The sequence below is a fragment of the Sinorhizobium sp. GQ132 genome (assembly GCF_059758575.1).
Map to the genome: position 1 here is coordinate 815,197 of NZ_JCAXDX010000002.1, position 20,436 is coordinate 835,632.

Consider the following 20,436-nt stretch of genomic DNA (forward strand, 5'->3'; position numbering starts at 1 on the left):
CCCGCCTTTCCGATCATCGCAAAGATGCGGTTCGGAGGTGTCAGGCGGCGCCCTTGACGGAAATACCCTGTCCCTGAAGAAGCGTCTGCAACTCGCCCGCCTGGAACATCTCCCGCACGATGTCGCAACCGCCGACGAACTCGCCCTTTACGTAAAGCTGCGGAATCGTCGGCCAATTGGAATAATCCTTGATGCCCTGACGCAGATCCGCATCGGCGAGCACGTTGATGCCCTTATAGTCGACGCCGACGTAATCCAGGATCTGCACCACCTGGCCGGAGAAACCGCACTGCGGAAACTGCGGCGTTCCCTTCATGAAAAGAACGACGTCGTTGCTCTTGACCTCGTTATCGATGAAATCGTTGATTCCGCTCATCTTGTCTTCCTTCCTGCGCCGGTTTCAAGGACCGGATGTCGATTGGGGTCTAGATAGCACGCATGGACGTGGTTTTCACCACCCAATCGCAAAATTATTGATGGTCCCTCAAAGTTCGGCTTCCGCACCACTATCAGCGGGGAACGAGGGCTAGGCCATCGGGATCTAGGCCGAGCGGCGGCGCAGTTTGCTCCGGGAAGCCGCGGTCCGGCGACGGCTCACCTGCTTCTTTGCCGGTTTACGCAAGACCGCCTCGACGATGTCAGCCAGTATGCCGCCAGACTTGGCTTTCCTGCTTCGCCGTTTCGCCCGCTTGGCCGCGGTTCCGGCCGCTCTGGTTTTCTTGAGGATCTCTTTCAACGCGCTGTCAACGACCCCGCTTACGAGCTCCTTGATCAGGTCGGCCATTTCCGTCTTACTCCGGCGCGCTGGTTTGAAGGGCGAGCGCATGCAGAATGCCGCCCATGTTGCCCTTCAAGGCGTTGTAGACCATCTGGTGCTGCTGCACGCGCGTCTTGCCACGAAACGCTTCGGCCACGACTTCGGCGGCATAGTGGTCGCCGTCACCGGCCAGATCACGAATCGTGACCTTTGCGCCGGGAATCCCGGCCTTGATCATGTCTTCGATATCGCCTGGTGCCATGGGCATGATACGCCAACTCCCTTGTAATTTTGCGGCGCGGCCGCATTGCCGCCGCCCGCTATGAACTAAAGGGAACACGATTCAGGGGCCGAAGGCAAATGCTGTTTCGGCCGTCTGCCGGCCGGCGGGTCAATTGTCCGGTGCGAGATCGCCATCCATGTAATTGGGGAACCACGCCTCATGTGCGGAACGCAATTCATCGACGGATACGGGCCTGGCGTTTCCGAGCTGCACCGCATTTCCGCCTGTGCTGCCGATCACCGGAAGCGCAACGCCGGCGGCTTTTGCCCGCGCGGCCACCGTCTCGGCCGAACCCTCCGTGACGGTTACGACATATCGGCCCTGGTCTTCGCCGTAGAAGACCGGGATCGGGTCGTGTTCCGCAGGTGCATCGATCGTCGCGCCGATGCCGGAAGCGATGGCCATCTCGGCCACGGCGAGCGCAAGTCCCCCCGAGGAGCAGTCGTGCACGGCCGTAACCAAGCCGTCCTCGATCAACCCGCGAACGAAATCGCCGACCTTGCGTTCATGGCCGAGGTCGACATGCGGCGCGGGACCGTCGGTGCGGCCATGAATGTCGCGCATGTAGACCGACTGGCCGATATGCGTTCCCCAGCTCTGCGGAGCACCGGCGAGGAGGATGGTCTCGTTCGCCGCAGCAAAGCGAATCCGCGCCATCTTCGACCAGTCGCGGACGAGGCCGACGCCTCCGATGGTAGGGGTCGGCAGGATCGCCTGGCCGTTTGTCTCGTTGTAGAGAGAGACGTTGCCGGAGACGATCGGGAAGTCGAGTGCCTGGCAGGCCTCGCCGATGCCTTTGATCGCATGGACGAGCTGGCTCATGATCTCCGGCCGTTCGGGATTGCCGAAGTTCAAATTATCTGTGGCGGCGAGCGGCAGCGCGCCTGTCGCAGTCAGGTTGCGCCAGCACTCGGCAACCGCCTGCTTGCCGCCCTCGAATGGATCGGCTTCGACATAGCGCGGCGTAACGTCCGAAGAAAAGGCAAGTGCCTTGGTCTCATGGCCCTCGACGCGGATTACGCCGGCGTCGCCGCCCGGAAGCTGCAGCGAATTACCCTGGATCAGCGTGTCATACTGCTCATAGACCCAGCGGCGCGAGGAATTGTTGGCGGAACCGACAAGCTTCAGAAGCGCATCGGACACATCAGCCTGCGGAATGTCGTTGGTGGCGAGCGGCGAGGGTGTCCTTGCCGGCGTCCAGGGGCGGTCGTATTCCGGCGCCTCGTCTCCGAGTTCCTTGATCGGCAGGTTCGCGACTTCTTCGCCCTGGTGCAGAATACGGAAGCGCAGGTCGTCGGTGGTCTTGCCGACGATAGCGAAATCGAGGCCCCATTTGACGAAGATGGCCTTGGCTTCCTCTTCTTTTTCCGGGCGCAGCACCATAAGCATGCGCTCCTGACTTTCCGAAAGCATCATCTCATAGGCCGTCATGCGCTCTTCGCGCACCGGCACCTTGTCGAGATCGAGTTCGATGCCGAGATCGCCCTTGGCGCCCATTTCGACGGCCGAGCAGGTGAGGCCGGCAGCGCCCATGTCCTGGATCGCAATGACCGCACCGGTCTGCATCAGTTCCAGGCAGGCTTCGAGGAGGCACTTCTCGGTGAAGGGATCGCCAACCTGAACGGTCGGGCGCTTCTCCTCGATCGACTCGTCGAACTCGGCCGATGCCATCGTCGCGCCGCCGACACCGTCGCGTCCGGTCTTGGCGCCGAGATAGACGACCGGGAGGCCGACGCCTTCCGCCTTCGAGTAGAAGATCGCGTCGGTCTTGGCGAGTCCCGCAGCGAAGGCATTGACGAGGATGTTGCCATTGTAGCGCGCGTCGAACTCGACTTCGCCGCCGACCGTCGGCACGCCGAAGGAATTGCCGTAGCCGCCGACGCCTGCGACGACGCCCGAGACGAGGTGGCGGGTCTTCGGGTGATCCGGTGAACCGAAGCGCAGCGCGTTCATCGCCGCTACCGGACGCGCACCCATCGTGAAGACATCACGCAGGATGCCGCCGACGCCCGTTGCCGCTCCCTGGTAGGGCTCGATGTAGGAGGGGTGGTTGTGGCTCTCCATCTTGAAGACGACGCAGTCACCGTCGTCGATGTCGACCACGCCGGCGTTCTCGCCCGGGCCCTGGATGACGCGAGGCCCCTTGGTCGGGAGCGTGCGCAGCCATTTCTTCGAGGATTTATACGAGCAATGCTCGTTCCACATGGCCGAGAAGATGCCAAGCTCCGTAAAGGTCGGCTCGCGCCCGATCAGGTTCAGGATGCGTTCGTATTCGTCGGGCTTGAGCCCGTGCGAGGCGATCAGGTCCGGGGTGATGGGGCGGGTGTTGGAAATCGTCATCGTCGACCGTCAAATCCTTCGGGCGGCGCGCAACCCTTGCTTCAAAGGGAAGGCGCGTGCGTACCGCAACGTAACAGGGGCGCTTTGCGGCTTCTTTAGCCTATGCTGCGGCGCGGCGCGACAGAAAAATACGGTCGATCAACAGGGCGGCAGCTCGGATTTCAGCCCGTCGGACCGGGACTCTAGAACTGGTAGCCGAGCATCAGCCCCGCGCGCGTGAGCCCGTCGTTCGGGCCGTCGCAGAGGTTGGCATTGGACGCATGCTCGACCGTGGCCGAGAGATTCCAGTGATCGTCGAAACGGTAGCCCACGGCTGCATATTCGCGAAACAGCAGCCTGCAGCCGAGTTTCGGTCCGTCCGATCCATCGTCATTGAGATCGCCGTCGTGCACCGTGCCGCCGGCGCCGAGCTCGATGAAAAAGCGCTCGGTGATGTCGGCATTCCAACTCAAGCCGGCGTAGATTTCGTTTACGCCGCTGGACGAGGTCGCGACGGACGCGCCGGCATGGATCCGCGGCCGCAGGATTTTCTCGACAAGGCCGCTTGCGCTGCCGGCGCCGAGCGGATCGAAGAACAATGTAGCGGAGGGGAAGACCCCGTCTTCCTGATTTGAGCCGTTGCCGATCGAGGTCGTAGCGCCGAACCGCAATTCATCGAAAACACCTTCTGCTGCACCGGCCTGAGAACCGATGAGTGCGCTCGAAAGCGTCAGGGCTGCTGCAACGAATGTAAACGGTCCCCGACCTGCAAACGAGCGGAAATCCTTCATGCCCAAACCTTCCAGTGCGAATCAATTCTGCGGGATCAAAAGCAAGAATAGATTGCCGAGGCTTGTGCGAAAGTCACCTCTAAAAAGTAATCAATCGAAACTGTCGTATCCGGCGCGCCCGCTATCGAGGAGACGGCGCAGTATTTCGAAGCCTCTTCGCACCTCGGATCGTTCGATTGGCGAGGAGAAACCGACGCGGATACGGTGAAAAACCCGGTCGGAGCGTCCGGCCTTGAATTCATCCTCGTCGTCGATGAGCACGCCCTCCTGCAGGGCGGCCTGCTTGAAGGTTCCGGAAAGCCAGGGCTCGGGCAGCTTCAGCCAGAAAAACGGAATCTTCGGATGCGAGTTGAAATCGAAGCCCGTGAAGATCTCGCGCGCCAGAGCTTCGCGTGCGCCTATTTCCTCGACGCCGCGATTGCGCAATACCGACGCCGATCCGGAGAGGACCAGACGGGCGCAAAGCTCCGCGAGAATGAAAGGCAGGCCGCCGCTCACCATCTTGTGGGCTACGCGGATGCGCTGGCTGAAATGCGGCGGGCAGGCGACCCAGCCGCCGCGTACGCCGGCAGCAACGGACTTCGAAAGTCCGCCGACGAGGAAGGTTCGCTCGGGCGCAAGTTCCATCAGCAATGGCAGCGGGTCGCCGGTCATGGAACCGTAGAGATTGTCCTCGACCAGCCAGACGCCGTATTTGCGCGCGATGTCGGCGATTGCCTGGCGCCGGTCGAGCGGCATGACCGCCACCGTAGGGTTCTGCGCGCCGGGCATCAGAAAGGCGAGTTTCGGGTGCTGCTGGGCACAGACACGCTCGAAATCTTCCGGCCGCATTCCGAATTCGTCGCTTTCCACCAGCGCGATCCGCCGGCCGATGAGGCCCGCGCTGCGGCTTATCTGGGAATAGGTCAGCGTCTCGAAGGCGATGCGGTCGCCCGGGGAGGTGACGGCCGAGATCACCGCGACGACTGCGGCATGAGCCCCAAGCGTCGGGACGACCGTTTCCGGCCCAGGCCGGAAATTGCCGCGTGCCAGCCATTGAGATCCAGCCTCGAACCAATGATCCGGAAAGTTGCGGGCATAGCTCGCAATGTCCCCGTGATGCTCGCGGCTGATGTCTCCGAGCAATTGCGCCAGGATGTCGCCCTGTCCGATATCAGGAGCGGCGGTGCTGTCGAAGCGGAGCTTGCCGGCTGGAGCTATGAGCGGGCGCGTCCCTGAAAGCGACGTCGTCAGCGGATCCGACTGCTCCGGCGGCCGGCTTTCCGGATGATCGAGAACGTAGGTGCCGCGGCCGACCTCGCCGCTGACCAGGCCACGCTCGCGGACAATGCCGTAGGCGCGCCCGATCGTGCCGATCGTGACTCCTACATCGAAGGCGAGATTGCGCTGGGGCGGCAGCTTCGTACCCGCGGGCAGGGTGCCGTTGCCGATCGCCTCTTCGATCTGGTCGGCGATGCGCGCGTAAAGCGGCCCGTGACCTTGTTCAATGTCGGGAAGCCAAGTTGTCATAGTGACAATTCTCTATATTGCGCGACATTTCATGTCAATTATCTCTATGGCAGCAGATGCAATGCGAGCAATGGTGATGACAATGGGTGCAATTGATGCAATTCAGCCCCGGGAGCGCAACCCGCGGCCACCGGCCCGCTTCGGCATTGATTCACGAAGTGGCGCGGGAAACCTTTTGTCGCGGCTTTGGCAGCTTTATTGCAAACTGGCGTCCAAGAGGCGCAGCCGTCTGGCGCTCGACGAACTGAGCACGCATCTGCTCGACGATATCGGTGTGAGTGAAAAAGAGGCGCGGCGTGAGTCGGCCGTCCCTTTCTGGCGGTAGGTGTCCGGCGATTGCTTTCCTCCCTATCCCGTCACACGAGATGAGAGCGGCCCCGCGTCTGCGGCGCGGAAGAGTCCTTCCAGTCCAATGACTTGGTCTGGCTGGATTCCTGTGACAAGCACAGGAATGAGGGCCGGGGATGTGTGGCTCCTACAACTTTCGCTTGCGAATATGGGGTCCGAGGAGTTCGACCACGCTCCTCCCTCATCCCTGTGCTCGTCACAGGGATCCAGCAGCCGCGTCTGCGGCGCGGAAGAGTCTTTCCAGTCCAATACTTGGACTGGCTGGACTCCTCCGTGAGAGCATCGCCCCCGCGGAAGGGCGCGTTGCCGAAGATGGTCGGATCAGCTGCAGCCTTTGCCGCCGGCGGCCCAGCGGCGCACATCCGCGGCGATGCGCGTCCCTACGGGCTCGTTCATCAGCGGGCCGAAGGCCTGCAGGCGGGCTGGTTGACCCTCGGCCTCGACCACGGCAAGCGGGCGCGATTCCGGTGATTTGCGCGGCACGATCAGGATGCGCGGGCGTCCGGAGAAGGAGTTGAGTTCGGGGGCGAGGCGATAGGCTTTGAACGCCGCATCGCCAGACTTGAACCAACAGCCATTCGCGCCGAGAGCGATGCGTTCCATGGTCGGCAGCGCGGCGGAACTCGCGGCCGGTGCGGCGGGGCGCCCCGACTGGCAACCGGCGACAAGCGTCAGGCTGGCGGCAACGCAGGCGAGCGCAAAGGAACGTCCGTTAACAATGGATGACATAGGAGGTCTCACGGGAACTGGTGGCGAATGCCGCCTTCCAGCGGCGACCGGAGCAATTTCATAAGTACGAAGTGGTTTTCCGCCCGTAGTGCTACATGACAAAACTTAAGCAGCAATTACGTCCAGCGCCGAGGCGAAGAGTCCTCGGCCGTCCGCGCCGCCATGGGCGGACTCGATCAGATTTTCTGGATGCGGCATCATGCCGAGCACATTGCCCTTCGCGTTCAGGACGCCGGCGATGTCGTTGACGGAGCCGTTCGGATTGGTGCCTTCGGCATAGCGGAACACGACCTGGCCGCTGCCTTCGATTGCCTTCAACGTTTCCGCATCGGCGAAATAGTTGCCGTCATGGTGGGCGACAGGGCTGCGGATTACCTGACCCTTGGCGTAGGCGCGGGTGAACGCGGTGTCGGCGTTGACGACTTCCAGCTTCACCTCGCGGCAGACGAACTTCAGCGAGGCGTTGCGCATCAGCGCGCCGGGCAGGAGGCCCGCTTCGACAAGGATCTGGAAACCGTTGCAGACGCCGAGGACGCGCACGCCTTGCTCCGCCTTGGCCTTGATCGCCTGCATCACCGGCATGCGTGCAGCGATCGCGCCGCAGCGCAGATAGTCCCCATAGGAAAAGCCGCCGGGAATGACGATCAGATCCACATCCGGGATTTCGGTCTCGGTCTGCCAGACGGTGACAGGCGCCTTGCCGGAAATCTTCGTCAGCGCCGCGATCATGTCGCGGTCGCGATTGAGACCAGGAAGCTGAACGACGGCGGACTTCATGACGTACCTATCTTGCCTTTGCCCCCGGCATATAAGGATTTCCGGGGCTGTTTCAACGCAGTGCAATGGCCGCCCCCGCCGTCAGGCGAGGGAGATGCTGTAGTTTTCGATAACGGTGTTGGCGAGCAGCTTTTCGCACATGGCCTTGAGGTCGGCTTCAGCCTTGGCCTTGTCGGCGGTTTCGAGCTGCAGATCGAAGACCTTGCCCTGTCGCACCTGGCCGATGCCGTCAAAGCCGAGAGCGCCGAGAGCGCCTTCGATAGCCTTGCCCTGCGGGTCGAGAACACCGTTCTTCAGCGTCACGGTTACGCGTGCCTTGATCACTTTTGCTTATCCCCGAGATTACTTGACCAGCACCGGACCCGAACCGCGCGGCGGCTCGTTTTCATTGATGATGCCGAGGCGGCGGGCCACTTCCTGATAGGCTTCGACAAGTCCGCCCATATCGCGGCGGAACCGGTCCTTGTCCATCTTTTCCTTCGTCTCTATGTCCCAGAGACGGCAGCTGTCGGGGGAGATCTCGTCGGCCAGGACGATGCGCATCATGTCGCCCTCATAGAGGCGGCCGCATTCGACCTTGAAGTCGACCAGCTGGATGCCGACGCCGAGGAAGAGGCCGGAAAGGAAATCGTTGATGCGGATGGCGAGCGCCATGATGTCGTCGAGTTCCTGCGGGCTCGCCCAGCCGAAAGCCGTGATGTGCTCCTCGGAGACCATCGGGTCGTCGAGGGCGTCGGCCTTGTAATAGAATTCGATGATCGAGCGCGGCAGGACGGTGCCTTCCTCGATACCGAGGCGCTTGGCAAGAGAGCCGGCGGCAACATTGCGCACCACGATCTCCAGCGGGATGATCTCCACTTCCTTGATCAACTGCTCGCGCATGTTGAGGCGGCGGATGAAATGGGTCGGGATGCCGATCTTGTTCAGATGCGTGAAGATGTACTCGGAAATGCGGTTGTTGAGTACGCCCTTGCCGTCGATGACGTCATGTTTCTTCTTGTTGAAGGCGGTGGCATCGTCCTTGAAGAACTGGATCAGCGTGCCCGGTTCCGGACCCTCGTAAAGGATCTTGGCCTTGCCCTCGTAGATACGGCGGCGACGATTCATGGATCTGTCTCTGTGGTTGTTGGCGCTCTTGGGAGGCGCATTGGGAATTTTCTCAGCGGGTCCATATCCGAAAAGAAGACAATTAACAATCGGCGTGTCTTTCCATCCCCGGATTAGATTAGGCTATCATGAAAGTCGCCGAAGGCGAAAAGGCGCATTGCACTTTCGAGAGCCTTTTGGTTTATGGCGATGGTGCTTCGGGCAGCATATTTTTCAGGGAGATCGATTGATGACGACGATGCAGGACCGCGAGAAGGCTTTCGAGGCGAAGTTCGCGTTGGACGAGGAATTGAGGTTCAAGGCCACCGCCCGCCGCAACAAACTGCTTGGCCTTTGGGCCGCCGGTCTTCTCGCCAAGTCCGACCCGGAAGCCTATGCGAGCGAGATCGTTGCCGCGGATTTCGAAGAGGCCGGGCACGAGGACGTCGTGCGCAAGATCAAGGCCGATTTCGACGCGGCTGGCGTTGCCATATCCGAAGACGACATTCGCGTCCGCATGATTGAATTGCTCTCGGAAGCGGTTGCACAGCTACAGAAAAACTAAACGACACCTGCATGCCGCCGCCCGGCAGAGACCGGGCGGTGTTTCTTTGAGCGGCGCCCCCGCTGTCATGCGAAGACGCGACCATCGAAGAGTTTTCGCGCGGTTCGTAGAAACGAGCATTCCTCCACACTGCCGGCGTTGTCGAGCCGAAGCAGGATTTCCATGCGGCCCGTCGGGTGCTCGACGGCCAGAGTCTTTTCCTCGCCCTCCGGCAAGGTGGCGAGGGACGCTGCGGGACTGTTTGGCAGCAGGCACGCCGTGGCCACGCTGAGCGCGCCAAAGACGCCGATCGAAGCATGCACGCGGTGGGGAATGAGGCTGCGGGTCATGATGGCGCCGCCATTCACCGGAAGGGCGACCAAGGTCATCTTGGGGACCGACTTTTTCGTGACGTCGCCCAAATTCATCAGCGGTCCTGCGGCGAGGCGGATGCGCTCGATACGCGCCTTGACAGACTCGTTCGCCTCGAGCTCTTCGCGGCTCTCATATCCCGTCAGGCCGAAATCCGCCGCCCGCATGACCACGACCGGCATTCCGTTGTCGATCAGCGTGCAGGCAACACCCTCGATCTCGTTTGCGGCCGAGCCGGTCGGCAGCAATGCGCCGCAGCTTGAGCCGGCGGCGTCCGTGAAGGTCAGATAGACGGGTGCGGCGGGAGTCGGCACCCCGTCGATCGACGCGTCGCCCGTATAGACGGGTCGGCCATTCGCGGTGCGGATGCGCGCGACAGCAGACTGGGACGTGTTCTCCATGTAGATGCGGATGGCGGTTTCGCCTTCCGCGGCTTCGACCAGCCCGCGCTCGACGGCAAAAGCGCCGACGCCGGCAAGGATATTGCCGCAATTCTGGCTGTCGCTTACCAGTGCCTGATCGACGAAGACCTGGAGAAAGAGAAAATCTACGTCGAAACCGGGCCGAGCCGAGGCGCGGACGACGGCCACTTTGCTTGTCAGCGGATCGGCCCCTCCTATGCCGTCGATCTGGCGCGGGTCGGGCGACCCCATGATGCGCAGCAGGAGCCGGTTGCGCTCTCCAGCGTCGGTCGGAAGATCGTCGGCGAGAAAATAGGCGCCTTTCGACGTGCCGCCTCTCATCATCATGCACGCGATACCGTCTGGCGTCATGTGTTCACTCCTGTCAGGCCGTTTCAAGGAAGAGGAAGCGCGAGCAGCTTGCCGAATACCAGATAGGCGATCGCCCAGAAGCCGGCCCCGGTTGCGGCGGCTCGGACGAGCGGCTTCTCGCCCGGAAAGAGCAGCGTCGCCACGCCCGCGCCGATTCCGAGGCAAAGAGCCAGCCCCATCCAGTTCGCGCCGAGACACACGGCGACGAAGAGGGCCATCAAGCCGCTGACGCGCGCAATGTCGAGCCTGCCGTGCGTTCCGCCGAGATCGACGCCCCTCAGGACCTGAACGAGATAGACGGCCGACACCGCCGTACCGAAGACAGCGACCTGAATGGGCAGCGAACCCGGCCCGACATCGCCTCGTGAATGTCCAGCCGGCAGACCGAGGCTCAACAGCAGGAAGCCCCCGTTCCAGCCGATGCACACAAGAGCCGCGACGAGGTTTTGCCAATAGTGCCCGTGCGGTGCCTCCCCGCCGTGCCCGGCGGAGAGGTCATGTTCCGGAGCACCCGATACGTGACCGCTCATTCGACGTATCCGTTGGCCTTGAGGAATTCGACCTGGTTGGCGAGATCGCTCTGCGCCCGTTTGGTGAAATCCTCTTCCTTCCAGTCGGGGCTATCCTGGAACTGCTCGGTCTGGAACTTCTTCCAGTCCTCGGATGCAGTCACTTTGTCCACTGCAGCCTGGATGGCGCCGACGGTGTCGTCGGGTGTTCCCGCCTTTACCGCGATACCGCGCCAGACCGCCCCTTCGATGTCGTAGCCCTGCTCTTTGAACGTCGGTACGTCGGGCAGGAATGCGCTACGCTTGTCGGTCGAAACGCCAAGCAGCTTGATTTCGCCGCCTTTGACCTGCGCAAGGCCGGTCGATGGCGTCATCATGGCAGCATCGAGGTGCTTGCCGAGAAGGCCGAGCGTCACCTTGCCCGACGCGTCATGCGGGATCCAGCCGCTTTCGAAGCCGCCCTTCTTCATGAGCTGGTACAGCATGTACTGATGAAAGCCTCCGGGCGCATGGCCGCCGACTTTCAGGCCGTTCGGATTGTCCTTCATGTATCCGATGAAATCGTCGACGGTCTTGAATTGGCTGTCGGAAAGCACCGCAAGCGAAGACGGCTCCGATTGCATGGCCCGAAGCAGGCGGAAATCCTCGAGTTCGAAGGGAATGAGGCCTTGGGCGATGCCGAAGGTCAGTGTCCCGGTGAGGACGAGGATGTTGTAGCCGTCGGCCGGCTGCGTCATGATCTGCGAGACGCCGACGGCGCCGCTGCCGCCCGGCCTGTTGTCCACTTTCACCGTCCACCCTGCCTCCTTTTCCAGGAGCTCGGCGAGCTTGCGGCCGTAAGTGTCGAGCGCTCCCCCGGCACCCGCCCAAACCACCAGCGTCACCGGCTTTTCCGGAAAATCCGCGGCGAGGGAGTTCGCCGGTGCTGCAAATCCCGACAGGACGAGGGCCAGCCCCACAGCCGCGCCTGCCATGCGCGCGCCGAACGTTCTTCTTGTAATACTCATGTCTTCTCCTCCAGTTGGATGCTTTCAACGGACAGTGCAGTCCGCCGTTTCTTCGGTCCGCGCACTGGCGCGGCGCGCCTGGATCCGCCGCCAAAGAGGCGTCAGCAGGCTGACGAGGCTCAGGATGAGGAAGATCAGGCTGATCGGATCGGTGACGAAGATCGTGTAGTCGCCTTGCGAGGACACGAGCGCGGTACGATAGTTCGACTCCACCAGATAGCCGAGTACCATCGCCAGAATGACGGGGGCGACCGGGAAGCGGAGCTTCTTCATGAGATAGCCGACGACTCCGAAGCCGAGCATCAGGTAGACGTCGAACATCAGGTTGCGGATGGCGAAGGCGCCGAGAACGGCAAAGGCCATGATGCCGACGGCGATCACCGCGTCGGGCAGCCGCATCACCCGGGCCATGAGCGGCAGGAAAAGAGAGCCCGCGGCATATTGCACCAGCGACGCGATGATCGTTCCGAAAAGGATCGCATAGACCAGTGACGGCGCCTCGTTGAAGAGCTGCGGACCGGGATGCAGACCGTGCATGATGAGTGCGCCGACCATGATCGCGGTCGTCGGGGAACCGGGAACACCGAGCGCAAGGAGGGGTACGAGTGCGCCGCCGACCGTGGCGTTGTTGGCGGCTTCAGGTGCCGCGATGCCGTTTGCGGAGCCATTGCCGAACTCTTCGGGATGACGGTCCCGGGCGCGGGCATAATCGCGGGCGACCCAGCACGCGATGTTGCCGCCGACACCGGGAAGAATTCCGAGCAGGGTGCCTATGGCCGAACCGGAGAGCATGGAGCGCCAGGTTTCCTTCCACAGCGCCGCGGACATGAAGACGTGGCCGACCTTGTCCTTGATGGACGGCGCCGACACCATGCGGCTCTCGACCATCGCGAGCGCTTCCGACACGGCGAAGAGGCCGATGAGTGCCGCCAGAAACGGTACGCCCTCATAGAGCTGGAAAAGTCCGAAGGTGAAGCGCGGCGTGCCGGCGATCGGATCTATGCCCACCGTCGCCAGCGCAAGACCGAAGGCGGCACAGGCAAGACCCTTGACCAGCGAACCTCCGGACAGTGCCGCGACCGAGCTCAGGCCGAACACGCCAACGGCGAAGTACCCGGCCGGTCCGAACTTCAACGCCAGCGAGGCGAGCGGCATGGCCAGCAGCAGCAGCGCAAGCCCGCCGAGAACCCCGCCGACGGTGGAGGCAGTCAGCGAAATCGCGATCGCCTCGTTCGCCTTGCCCTGTCGAGCCATGGAATAGCCGTCGATCGCGGTCGCCGCAGCGGCGGCCGTGCCCGGGGTCGACAGGAGGATAGCGCTGATAGAGCCGCCATATTCGGCTGAGGTATAGAGCGAGATCATCAGCAGCATGCTGAGCTCGGGGCCGAGATTGTAGGTGAACGGGATGAGCAGGCTCAATCCGATCGACGGGCCAAGTCCGGGCAGGGCGCCGATGACGATCCCGAGCAGGGCCCCGGTGACGAGTACGGCAACGCCGGAAAGGCTGAAGATGACGCCGAGCGACTGTAAGATACCGTCCATCTCAACTGTCCTTCGCCAGGCGGCGTGCGAGCACCGGTACGAAACCGCGATAGCCGTCATTTACGGAGAGCCCCTGATCCTTCATCGCCGCATGAGCGGCAGCGATCGTCTCGCAGGCAGCCCGCGACATGGGGGCGCTCAGTCCGAGCGATTCGATCGTCTCGGCTGCTTCGGTCATCTCTGTCACGCGACGGGCGCCGTGCTCGAAGGTCCGGGACAGGTAATAGTCGGCCACATTACGCCAATCGAGGCCGGGAAAGGTCTCCTGGACCGAATCAAGAATGCGCTCGGTAACGCCGGCCCGCTCCGCCGAGGACAGAGCTTCGATCAGCAGGGCCTCGACACCTTTGATCATCACCGAACGGATCATCTTCAGCGACGAAGCCTGGCCAGGGGTATCGCCGACCGCTTCGAGGTTCATGCCGAGCGCGTTCAGGCGCCCCGCCACCTCGACGGCACGCTTGCCCGCGACGAGGATCGGAACCTTCTCGGCATAGGGTGGCACGCGCGCCATGACGGCGCCTTCCACGAAGCTGCCCTTCCCGGTAGCGATCGCGCCGGCTGCGAGGGCCTTGGTGTCCGGCCCGACGGAGTTGAGGTCGATGAAGACCGCCTCGCCGGAAAGATGCGGCGCCGCCGAGGCGGCGACGGCCTTCGTCGCGGCACCGACGACGAGCGACAGCACGACATCCGCGGAAGCAATGCCGGCCACGTCGTCGAGCGGTTCGACACCGAGTTCCGCCGCTCGTGCCCGCAGGGCGTCGGAAGCAGCCGGGTCGTTGAAGCGCAAATCGTAAGCGGCGAGCCGCGCGGCGTTCCGGCCGCCAAGCCCGCCGGCGATGGACTGCGCTGCCTCGCCGAAGCCGATGAATGCAATCGTGGTCATTCGTCCTCCCTGCGGAAGTGGCTCCTGCGCCATCTCCCGCTTCAATCGATGTATTTCAGTCCTTTGGCTGCGAGTGCGCCGCGCATGTCGTAAATGTCCAGTCCCAGTTCGCCGGCGGCCAGCCGCTCACGCGTCTTGCGCTCCTTCTCAAGCCTCGCGCGCGAGGCCGCGACGGCTTGTTCTGCCTGCGCTTTCGGCACGACCATGACCCCGTCGTCGTCGGCGATGACGACATCGCCGGGGGCCACGGTGGCGCCTGCACAGACGATCGGCACGTTGACCGAACCAAGCGTCGCCTTCACCGTTCCCTGTGCCGAGACGAACCGTGACCAGACGGGAAAGCCGATTTCCTCCAATTCGCTGACATCCCGTACCCCGGCCTCGATGATCAGACCGCGCACGCCACGCACCATAAGGGAGGTTGCAAGCAATTCGCCGAAATAGCCGGCGTCGCACAGCGAGGTCGGTGCGACCACGAGAATGTCGCCTTCGCGGCACTGCTCGACCGCCACATGGATCATCCAGTTGTCGGCAGGCGGTATCGAGACCGTCACCGCCGTACCCGCCACGCGCGCCCCGCGCCAGACGGGGCGCATATAGGACTGCATCAGGCCGGTGCGGCCCATCGCCTCGTGGACCGTCGCAACGCCGCACTCCGCCAGGGCGTCGACAAGGCTCTGACCGGTCCGCTCGATATTCCGGTGAACGACGCTCATGCCAGCGCTCCATGTCCGAGTGTACCGGTGACATGCGGAAACACGGCCTCGTAGGCCTCTCCATAGGTGATCTTGTAGTCGGAATTGCGCGAGGCCTGGACGCCTCGCTGGAGGGCGACACGGGTATAATATTCCCAGAGATGCTCTTGTCCCTCCATGCACTTGATCGCCGTCAGTTTCTTCTCCCAGACATCGGTGATGTCGAGCAGGAAGTTCGGCTTCCAATTGCATTGTTCCGGCTGGTGCGGCTCGAAGAGATAGACAGGCGGGGCGCCGAGTACGGGCGTGCCGGGCTTGTGCCCATGCGCCTGGGCTATGACACGCGCATGCTGCGCGAACTCGGTCGCCATCGGGTGATCGAAGTTATAAGGGTCCTGCCGCGAGTGCGTCAGCATGAACTCCGGGCGTATTTCGCGGTAGAGGTCCACCAGCCGATCGAAGGCTTCCGGCGTCACCTGCATGGGGTAGTCGCCGAGATCGTAGAACAGGATATCGCGAACGCCGAGCGCCTTCGCGGCGTTTTCCGCCTCGCGCCGACGGTCCGCCTTCACGGCCTCGAGAGTCATTCCCGACTTTTTCCAGAGCTTCGCCGACTCGCCGCGCTCGCCGAAGGACAGGCAAACGACTGTGACTGCATAACCCTGTCTTGCGTGGGCCGCGATCGCGCCGCCAGCCCTCCAGACGAAGTCGGCCGAATGCGCGCTGACGACGAGTCCGGTCTTTTGATGCATATCCATGCTCCTTCATTCTTCGGAGTGGACACTGGCATCCGACAGGGGCCCGGTGCTAATACGAAAGCCGAGCCGAGCTATAGTTTTTTTCGAATCTGCCTCTGGAGCACAGATGATCGCAATGGATATCAACATCCGGCATCTGCGGGTCTTCATGCAGGTCTGCGAGACGGGCAGCCTCAACCGGGCGGCCGCCGCGCTGCACATTTCACAACCCGCCGTCTCGGTGGCGCTCGCGGGGATCGAGCGCCGCTTCGGCGCGAAACTCCTGTCGCGCTATGCTGCCGGCAGTCAGCCGACGGCGGCCGGCGAGATTCTCTTGACGCGGATACGCCGCATGGAGAACCAGATCGCATTGGCGCTGGCCGAGCTCTTCGGCTTGAGTTCGCAGCGCGATCCGACGCTGGTCGCCAAATGTATCGCGCGAATAACCTTTCGGCAGATAGAGGCGCTGATCGCCCTTGCCGGCAACGGTTCCATCACCGAGGCGGCGCGCGGCGGCGGCGGCTCGCCGGCGGCGCTGCACCGGGCATTGCATGACCTGCAGACCAATATCGGCAGGGCCATCCTCATGCGCAGCCCGGCCGGCGTGGCGCCGAATACACTAGGCCGCCGCCTCGCGATGCGCTGGCAGGTGGCCCTCACCGAACTGGAGCAGGCGCTGGATGAAATCCGCGAAATCGAAGGGCGCATGGAAGGGCGGATCAAGATTGCAAGTCTTCCGCTTGCGCGCACCCTGTTGATTGCGCGCGCCGTCAACCCCCTTATGGCGGAGCACCCGAATGCCCGGGTGGAAGTCGTGGATGGCTCCTACGAGGCTCTGTCGCAGCAGTTGCGCACCGGCGCGAGCGACATTCTGATCGGAGCGCTGCGTTCGGGCAGCGACCTCGAGGGGCTGCGGGCGGAGCCCCTTTTCGAGGACCCCTACGCGGTGGTCGGACGATCCGGGCACCCGCTTCTCAACAGCAGCGGAAAGGGTGCATCGCTTGACCAGCTCGCCGCCCAGCAATGGGTCGCCCAGCGTCCCGGCACGCCTATCCGGGCCGCATTCGATGCGCTTTTTGCTGGTTGCGGGGACGCGCCAAGGGCGAGTATCGAGACGAGCTCGCTCGTTCTCACGCGTGCCATCATTCTGGAAAGCGACCGGCTGTCGATGCTCTCTCGCCGCCAGATCGCCATCGAGGAAAGAGAAAATCTCCTTGGTTGCATTCCGGTCGCCGATGAGGTGCGCAGCCGGCTCCGGACGCGGACGATCGGTGTCACCGTTCGGGAGAACTGGCTGCCGAGCAGGCTTCAGAAAACTTTTCTCGAATACCTGCGGGTGGCGGCAGCGGGTCTCGGCCAGGCGTGAGTTGCGATGTCGAACGATAACGTGTCCTACGCCCGCAGGCGGCTCAGGAACTGGGCGAAGACCATCGAACCTTCCGGCCAGGGGCCGTGGCCGGATTCCGTGTTGATGTGGCCGGCGTCGCCGGCATCGACGAGCAGCGATCCCCAGGCGTTTGCGATATCGCCGGCGTGCTCGTAGGAGCCGAAGGAATCGTTGCGGCTGGCCACCATGATCGACGGGAAGGGCAGGGGATCGCGCGGATAGGGGCCGAAGGTCATCAGGTGCTTCGGCCGGATATTCGGGTTGGCGACGTCCGGCGGTGCAACCAGGAATGCGCCGGCGATCTGCCGCGTGCAGTGAGGCAGTGCGTGGATCGCCGTGGCAACGCCGAGCGAATGCGCGACGATGACGACCGGCTTCTCTGCGGCATTGACCTCCTCGATCATGCGCGCCACCCAATCCTCCCGCACCGGCTTCGACCATTCTGCCTGCTCGACGCGGCGTGCGGTCGACAGTTTACGCTCCCATCGGGTCTGCCAATGGTTCGGGCCAGAGTTGGTGTAGCCGGGAACGATGAGGATATGTGTTTCGGAAACCTTCATGATCGTCGCGATTTGAAGTCGAAAAGGGCCGAAGTCAAGGCGGAGGCGACAGAGGCGGCATTTTCTGTATAATCACACTCACAGTCGCGGTTCGACAGCGGCCCATCTTTTAACACCACTGTCGCGGGTCCGTGGCTGCTCTGGTTCGTTGAGGAGTGTGAGCCATGACAACCTTCCATGTTCTGTCGGGGGCAGATCCGACCGTCGCGCATCCTGGCATACGAAAGATTGGCATTGCGGATGTGTTCGACGCGTTGCGTCTCGGGCTGGATGACTTCCGGGAAAAGCCGTCGCATTATGTTTTTCTGTGCCTCATATATCCAATCGCCGGCGTCGTGCTGATGACGTGGAGTGCGGGAGCGAACATGTTACCGCTGCTCTATCCGCTCGCTTCCGGCTTTGCCCTCATCGGGCCTGTTGCTGCCATCGCCCTCTACGAGGTCAGCAGGCGTCGCGAACTCGGCATGGACGCGCGGTGGCCGCACGCAATGCGGCTGCATCGCCATCCGGCAATCCCGTCGATCCTCGCGGTTGCCGCTGTCCTCTTCGTCATCTTCGTCGTCTGGCTGCTGGTCGCCCAGGGTCTTTATCTAACCATCTTCGGTTCGACGCCTCCGGCTTCGATCTCGGAGTTCTGGACCAGTGTGACCACCACCGAGCAGGGGTGGAATCTGATCCTGGTCGGCAATCTTGTCGGCTTCGTCTTTGCCGTCGTCGTGCTGTCGATAAGCGTCGTCACCTTCCCGCTGCTCCTCGATCGCGACGTCGGTGCGCTGACGGCGATGGAAACATCGGTCAGAGCGACGCTCGCCAATCCGGTGCCGGTGGCCCTGTGGGGCTTGATCATCGCAGCCGGACTGGTGATCGGCTCCATCCCGGTCTTCGTCGGTCTTGCCGTCATCATGCCGATCTTCGGCCACGCGACGTGGCATCTCTACCGCAAGCTGGTGGAACCGGCCGGTCCGGCGCGATAGGTCTCCCGCTCGAGCGGGGAGTTGGGAGCGACCGCCTCAACATCCCGCTCGGATCGCCACCGATCAGCGAAAGAACTTGTAATAGGATGAGATCTGGGCTGCCGTGTTCGAGGACAGGTTCAGCTTGATGCCGATCCTGTCGCCGCGGACCCAGCGCACCATGCCGGAGAGAAAGCCGAGCTCCTCGCTCCGGATCGTCACTTCCTGACCGGTCCGCGCGCCGATATCGAAGAGCAGCCTGAAGCAGATGCCTTCGTCGGAAAGATCGACCACAATCCCGTTGGTCGAACCCGTCTTGCAGGTGACGGTCCCGGTTATCTTCGTCTTTTCGCGCGAAGAGGCGCGCTGAAGGCTGTCCTTGTAAACCATGGTTTTCTCGAAACCTGATTGCGACAGCTGCAAGCTTCACATGGAGCACCTAAAGGACCGGTAAAGACTTCGCCCGCATTTGAACGAAGGACGTCAAATGCGGGCCATGGAAAAACGTGCGCCATTCCGGGATCAGCGGTTTCCGTTCCACCTAGACGGAACCGAAAACCCGCCGGAAGATCGTGTCGACGTGCTTGGTATGATAGCCGAGGTCGAATTTCTCCCGGATGTCCTCTTCGGAAAGAGCTGCACGGACTTCCGTGTCGGCGAGCAATTCTTCGAGGAAGTCCTTGCCCTGTTCCCAGACCTTCATGGCATTGCGCTGCACGAGCCGGTAGGCATCCTCGCGCGAAACACCGGCCTGGGTGAGGGCGAGAAGAACACGCTGGGAGTGAACAAGTCCGCGGAACTTGTTCATATTCTTCAACATATTGTCCGGGTAGACGAGAAGCTTGTCGATGACGCCGGTCAGCCGGGCCAGCGCGAAATCGAGCGTGACCGTCGCATCCGGACCGATCATGCGCTCGACCGACGAATGCGAGATATCGCGTTCGTGCCACAGGGCGACGTTTTCCATGGCCGGAACGACGAAGGCGCGGACCATGCGGGAGAGTCCCGTCAGGTTCTCCGTCAGCACCGGATTGCGCTTGTGAGGCATGGCGGAAGAGCCCTTCTGGCCCGGCGAGAAATATTCCTCCGCCTCCAGGACCTCGGTGCGCTGCAAATGCCGGATCTCGGTTGCAAGACGCTCAATGGAGGAGGCGACGACGCCCAGCGTTGCGAAATACATCGCGTGGCGATCGCGCGGGATCACCTGAGTCGAGACGGGTTCAGCCTTGAGGCCGAGCGCCGCCGCTACATGTTCCTCGACGCGGGGATCGATATTGGCGAAGGTGCCGACCGCTCCGGAAATGGCGCAGGTCGCGATCTCCTCGCGTGCAGCGAGAAGGCGCTGCTTGCAGCGGTCGAACTCCGCATAGGCGAGCGCGAGCTTGACGCCGAAGGTCGTCGGCTCGGCATGAATGCCGTGCGAACGGCCGATGGTCACCGTGTCCTTGTGCTCGAAGGCACGCCGTTTCAGCGCCTCGAGCAGCTTGTCGAGATCGGCGAGCAGGAGATCGGTCGCGCGGACGAGCTGAACGTTGAAGCAGGTGTCCAGCACGTCGGAAGAGGTCATGCCCTGATGGATGAAGCGGCTGTCGGGGCCGACGAATTCCGCAAGATGGGTGAGGAAGGCGATGACATCGTGCTTGGTGACGGCTTCGATCTCATCGATGCGGGCGACGTCGAAGGTTGCCGCGCCGCCCTTTTCCCATATGGTCTTTGCAGCTTCCTTGGGGATCACGCCGATTTCGGCCAAGGCGTCGCAGGCATGCGCCTCGATCTCGAACCAGATGCGGAACTTGGTTTCCGGCGACCAGATGGCCACCATTTCCGGCCGGGAGTAACGGGAGATCATGGGCTTCAAGCTTTCGTCGAGAG

24 protein-coding genes are annotated in these 20,436 nt (G+C 62.6%); 4 read left to right on the forward strand and 20 right to left on the reverse strand.

From position 1 onward, the window contains the following. Positions 1–40: 40 nt before the first annotated feature. From grxD to AC6CIG_RS07945, 6 genes are all read right to left on the reverse strand, one after another. Positions 41–376 carry a Grx4 family monothiol glutaredoxin gene (gene grxD, locus AC6CIG_RS07920; protein ID WP_018095088.1) on the reverse strand — a complete coding sequence of 112 codons (336 nt, stop codon included), beginning with the start codon at positions 374–376 and terminating at the stop codon, positions 41–43. 165 nt (positions 377–541) lie between these two features. Continuing rightward, positions 542–784, reverse strand: a complete 243-nt coding sequence (locus AC6CIG_RS07925; RefSeq protein WP_437407660.1) for a hypothetical protein — start codon at positions 782–784, stop codon at positions 542–544. 7 nt (positions 785–791) lie between these two features. Continuing rightward, positions 792–1,025, reverse strand: a complete 234-nt coding sequence (locus AC6CIG_RS07930; RefSeq protein ID WP_003531391.1) for a BolA/IbaG family iron-sulfur metabolism protein — start codon at positions 1,023–1,025, stop codon at positions 792–794. 123 nt (positions 1,026–1,148) lie between these two features. Further along, positions 1,149–3,380: a phosphoribosylformylglycinamidine synthase subunit PurL gene (gene purL, locus AC6CIG_RS07935; protein WP_437407661.1), complete on the reverse strand. Its 2,232-nt coding sequence runs from the start codon at positions 3,378–3,380 to the stop codon at positions 1,149–1,151. Positions 3,381–3,562: 182 nt separating this feature from the next. Continuing rightward, positions 3,563–4,150, reverse strand: a complete 588-nt coding sequence (locus AC6CIG_RS07940) for an acyloxyacyl hydrolase (protein WP_018095085.1) — start codon at positions 4,148–4,150, stop codon at positions 3,563–3,565. Between the two features lie 90 nt (positions 4,151–4,240). Then, complete coding sequence (locus AC6CIG_RS07945; protein WP_018095084.1) at positions 4,241–5,659, reverse strand: aminotransferase-like domain-containing protein; 1,419 nt, start codon at positions 5,657–5,659, stop codon at positions 4,241–4,243. Between the two features lies 1 nt (position 5,660). Here AC6CIG_RS07945 and AC6CIG_RS07950 point away from each other — a divergent pair, with 1 nt between their 5' ends. Beyond that, complete coding sequence (locus AC6CIG_RS07950) at positions 5,661–5,984, forward strand: DUF1127 domain-containing protein (protein WP_324761825.1); 324 nt, start codon at positions 5,661–5,663, stop codon at positions 5,982–5,984. 344 nt (positions 5,985–6,328) lie between these two features. On the opposite strand, the gene AC6CIG_RS07955 is transcribed toward AC6CIG_RS07950, so the two are convergent. From AC6CIG_RS07955 to purC, 4 genes are all read right to left on the reverse strand, one after another. Then, positions 6,329–6,736: a hypothetical protein gene (locus tag AC6CIG_RS07955; protein ID WP_437407662.1), complete on the reverse strand. Its 408-nt coding sequence runs from the start codon at positions 6,734–6,736 to the stop codon at positions 6,329–6,331. A 105-nt stretch (positions 6,737–6,841) separates the two neighbouring features. After that, positions 6,842–7,513: a phosphoribosylformylglycinamidine synthase subunit PurQ gene (gene purQ, locus AC6CIG_RS07960; RefSeq protein WP_018095081.1), complete on the reverse strand. Its 672-nt coding sequence runs from the start codon at positions 7,511–7,513 to the stop codon at positions 6,842–6,844. 81 nt (positions 7,514–7,594) lie between these two features. After that, the gene (gene purS / locus AC6CIG_RS07965) at positions 7,595–7,837 is read right to left on the reverse strand and encodes a phosphoribosylformylglycinamidine synthase subunit PurS (protein WP_003531405.1); all 243 of its coding nucleotides are present in this window, start codon (positions 7,835–7,837) and stop codon (positions 7,595–7,597) included. Positions 7,838–7,855: 18 nt separating this feature from the next. Further along, positions 7,856–8,620, reverse strand: a complete 765-nt coding sequence (purC, locus tag AC6CIG_RS07970) for a phosphoribosylaminoimidazolesuccinocarboxamide synthase (RefSeq protein ID WP_003531407.1) — start codon at positions 8,618–8,620, stop codon at positions 7,856–7,858. A 229-nt stretch (positions 8,621–8,849) separates the two neighbouring features. On the opposite strand from purC, the gene AC6CIG_RS07975 reads away from it, so the two are divergent. Continuing rightward, a complete protein-coding gene (locus AC6CIG_RS07975) occupies positions 8,850–9,164 on the forward strand; it encodes a DUF1476 domain-containing protein (protein WP_018095079.1) in 315 nt (104 codons plus the stop codon). Positions 9,165–9,229: 65 nt separating this feature from the next. Here the strand turns inward: AC6CIG_RS07975 and AC6CIG_RS07980 are convergent, their stop codons facing one another. Genes AC6CIG_RS07980 through AC6CIG_RS08010 form a run of 7 tightly spaced genes read right to left on the reverse strand, consistent with a single transcriptional unit; the run spans position 9,230 to position 15,679 of the window. After that, on the reverse strand, positions 9,230–10,288 hold the full coding sequence (locus AC6CIG_RS07980; RefSeq protein WP_437407663.1) for a 4-oxalomesaconate tautomerase: 1,059 nt from the start codon (positions 10,286–10,288) through the stop codon (positions 9,230–9,232). 23 nt (positions 10,289–10,311) lie between these two features. Next, positions 10,312–10,818 (reverse strand): tripartite tricarboxylate transporter TctB family protein, encoded by a 507-nt coding sequence (locus tag AC6CIG_RS07985; protein ID WP_437407664.1) that lies wholly within the window; start codon positions 10,816–10,818, stop codon positions 10,312–10,314. Next, entirely contained in the window at positions 10,815–11,804 is a 990-nt protein-coding gene (locus tag AC6CIG_RS07990) for a tripartite tricarboxylate transporter substrate binding protein (protein ID WP_437407665.1), read from the reverse strand. Before AC6CIG_RS07990 ends, AC6CIG_RS07985 begins: the two co-directional genes overlap by 4 nt. Before the next feature lie 24 nt (positions 11,805–11,828). Continuing rightward, a complete protein-coding gene (locus AC6CIG_RS07995) occupies positions 11,829–13,346 on the reverse strand; it encodes a tripartite tricarboxylate transporter permease (protein WP_437407666.1) in 1,518 nt (505 codons plus the stop codon). Position 13,347: 1 nt separating this feature from the next. Continuing rightward, the gene (locus tag AC6CIG_RS08000) at positions 13,348–14,232 is read right to left on the reverse strand and encodes an NAD(P)-dependent oxidoreductase (protein WP_018095074.1); all 885 of its coding nucleotides are present in this window, start codon (positions 14,230–14,232) and stop codon (positions 13,348–13,350) included. A 41-nt stretch (positions 14,233–14,273) separates the two neighbouring features. Beyond that, positions 14,274–14,948: a 4-carboxy-4-hydroxy-2-oxoadipate aldolase/oxaloacetate decarboxylase gene (locus tag AC6CIG_RS08005; protein WP_100673151.1), complete on the reverse strand. Its 675-nt coding sequence runs from the start codon at positions 14,946–14,948 to the stop codon at positions 14,274–14,276. Continuing rightward, positions 14,945–15,679 carry a PIG-L deacetylase family protein gene (locus AC6CIG_RS08010; protein WP_437407667.1) on the reverse strand — a complete coding sequence of 245 codons (735 nt, stop codon included), beginning with the start codon at positions 15,677–15,679 and terminating at the stop codon, positions 14,945–14,947. Before AC6CIG_RS08010 ends, AC6CIG_RS08005 begins: the two co-directional genes overlap by 4 nt. A gap of 112 nt (positions 15,680–15,791) precedes the next feature. Here AC6CIG_RS08010 and AC6CIG_RS08015 point away from each other — a divergent pair, with 112 nt between their 5' ends. Then, complete coding sequence (locus AC6CIG_RS08015) at positions 15,792–17,030, forward strand: LysR substrate-binding domain-containing protein (protein ID WP_437412260.1); 1,239 nt, start codon at positions 15,792–15,794, stop codon at positions 17,028–17,030. A 26-nt stretch (positions 17,031–17,056) separates the two neighbouring features. Here AC6CIG_RS08015 and AC6CIG_RS08020 read toward each other — a convergent pair whose 3' ends face one another. Continuing rightward, a complete protein-coding gene (locus AC6CIG_RS08020) occupies positions 17,057–17,611 on the reverse strand; it encodes an RBBP9/YdeN family alpha/beta hydrolase (RefSeq protein ID WP_100673153.1) in 555 nt (184 codons plus the stop codon). Between the two features lie 164 nt (positions 17,612–17,775). Here AC6CIG_RS08020 and AC6CIG_RS08025 point away from each other — a divergent pair, with 164 nt between their 5' ends. Then, entirely contained in the window at positions 17,776–18,585 is an 810-nt protein-coding gene (locus tag AC6CIG_RS08025; RefSeq protein WP_100673154.1) for a DUF2189 domain-containing protein, read from the forward strand. A gap of 63 nt (positions 18,586–18,648) precedes the next feature. Here AC6CIG_RS08025 and AC6CIG_RS08030 read toward each other — a convergent pair whose 3' ends face one another. Together AC6CIG_RS08030 and purB are read right to left on the reverse strand one after the other, a co-directional pair. Then, complete coding sequence (locus AC6CIG_RS08030; protein ID WP_018095068.1) at positions 18,649–18,954, reverse strand: PilZ domain-containing protein; 306 nt, start codon at positions 18,952–18,954, stop codon at positions 18,649–18,651. A 151-nt stretch (positions 18,955–19,105) separates the two neighbouring features. Continuing rightward, complete coding sequence (gene purB / locus AC6CIG_RS08035; protein WP_127710029.1) at positions 19,106–20,413, reverse strand: adenylosuccinate lyase; 1,308 nt, start codon at positions 20,411–20,413, stop codon at positions 19,106–19,108. Positions 20,414–20,436: the final 23 nt, after the last annotated feature.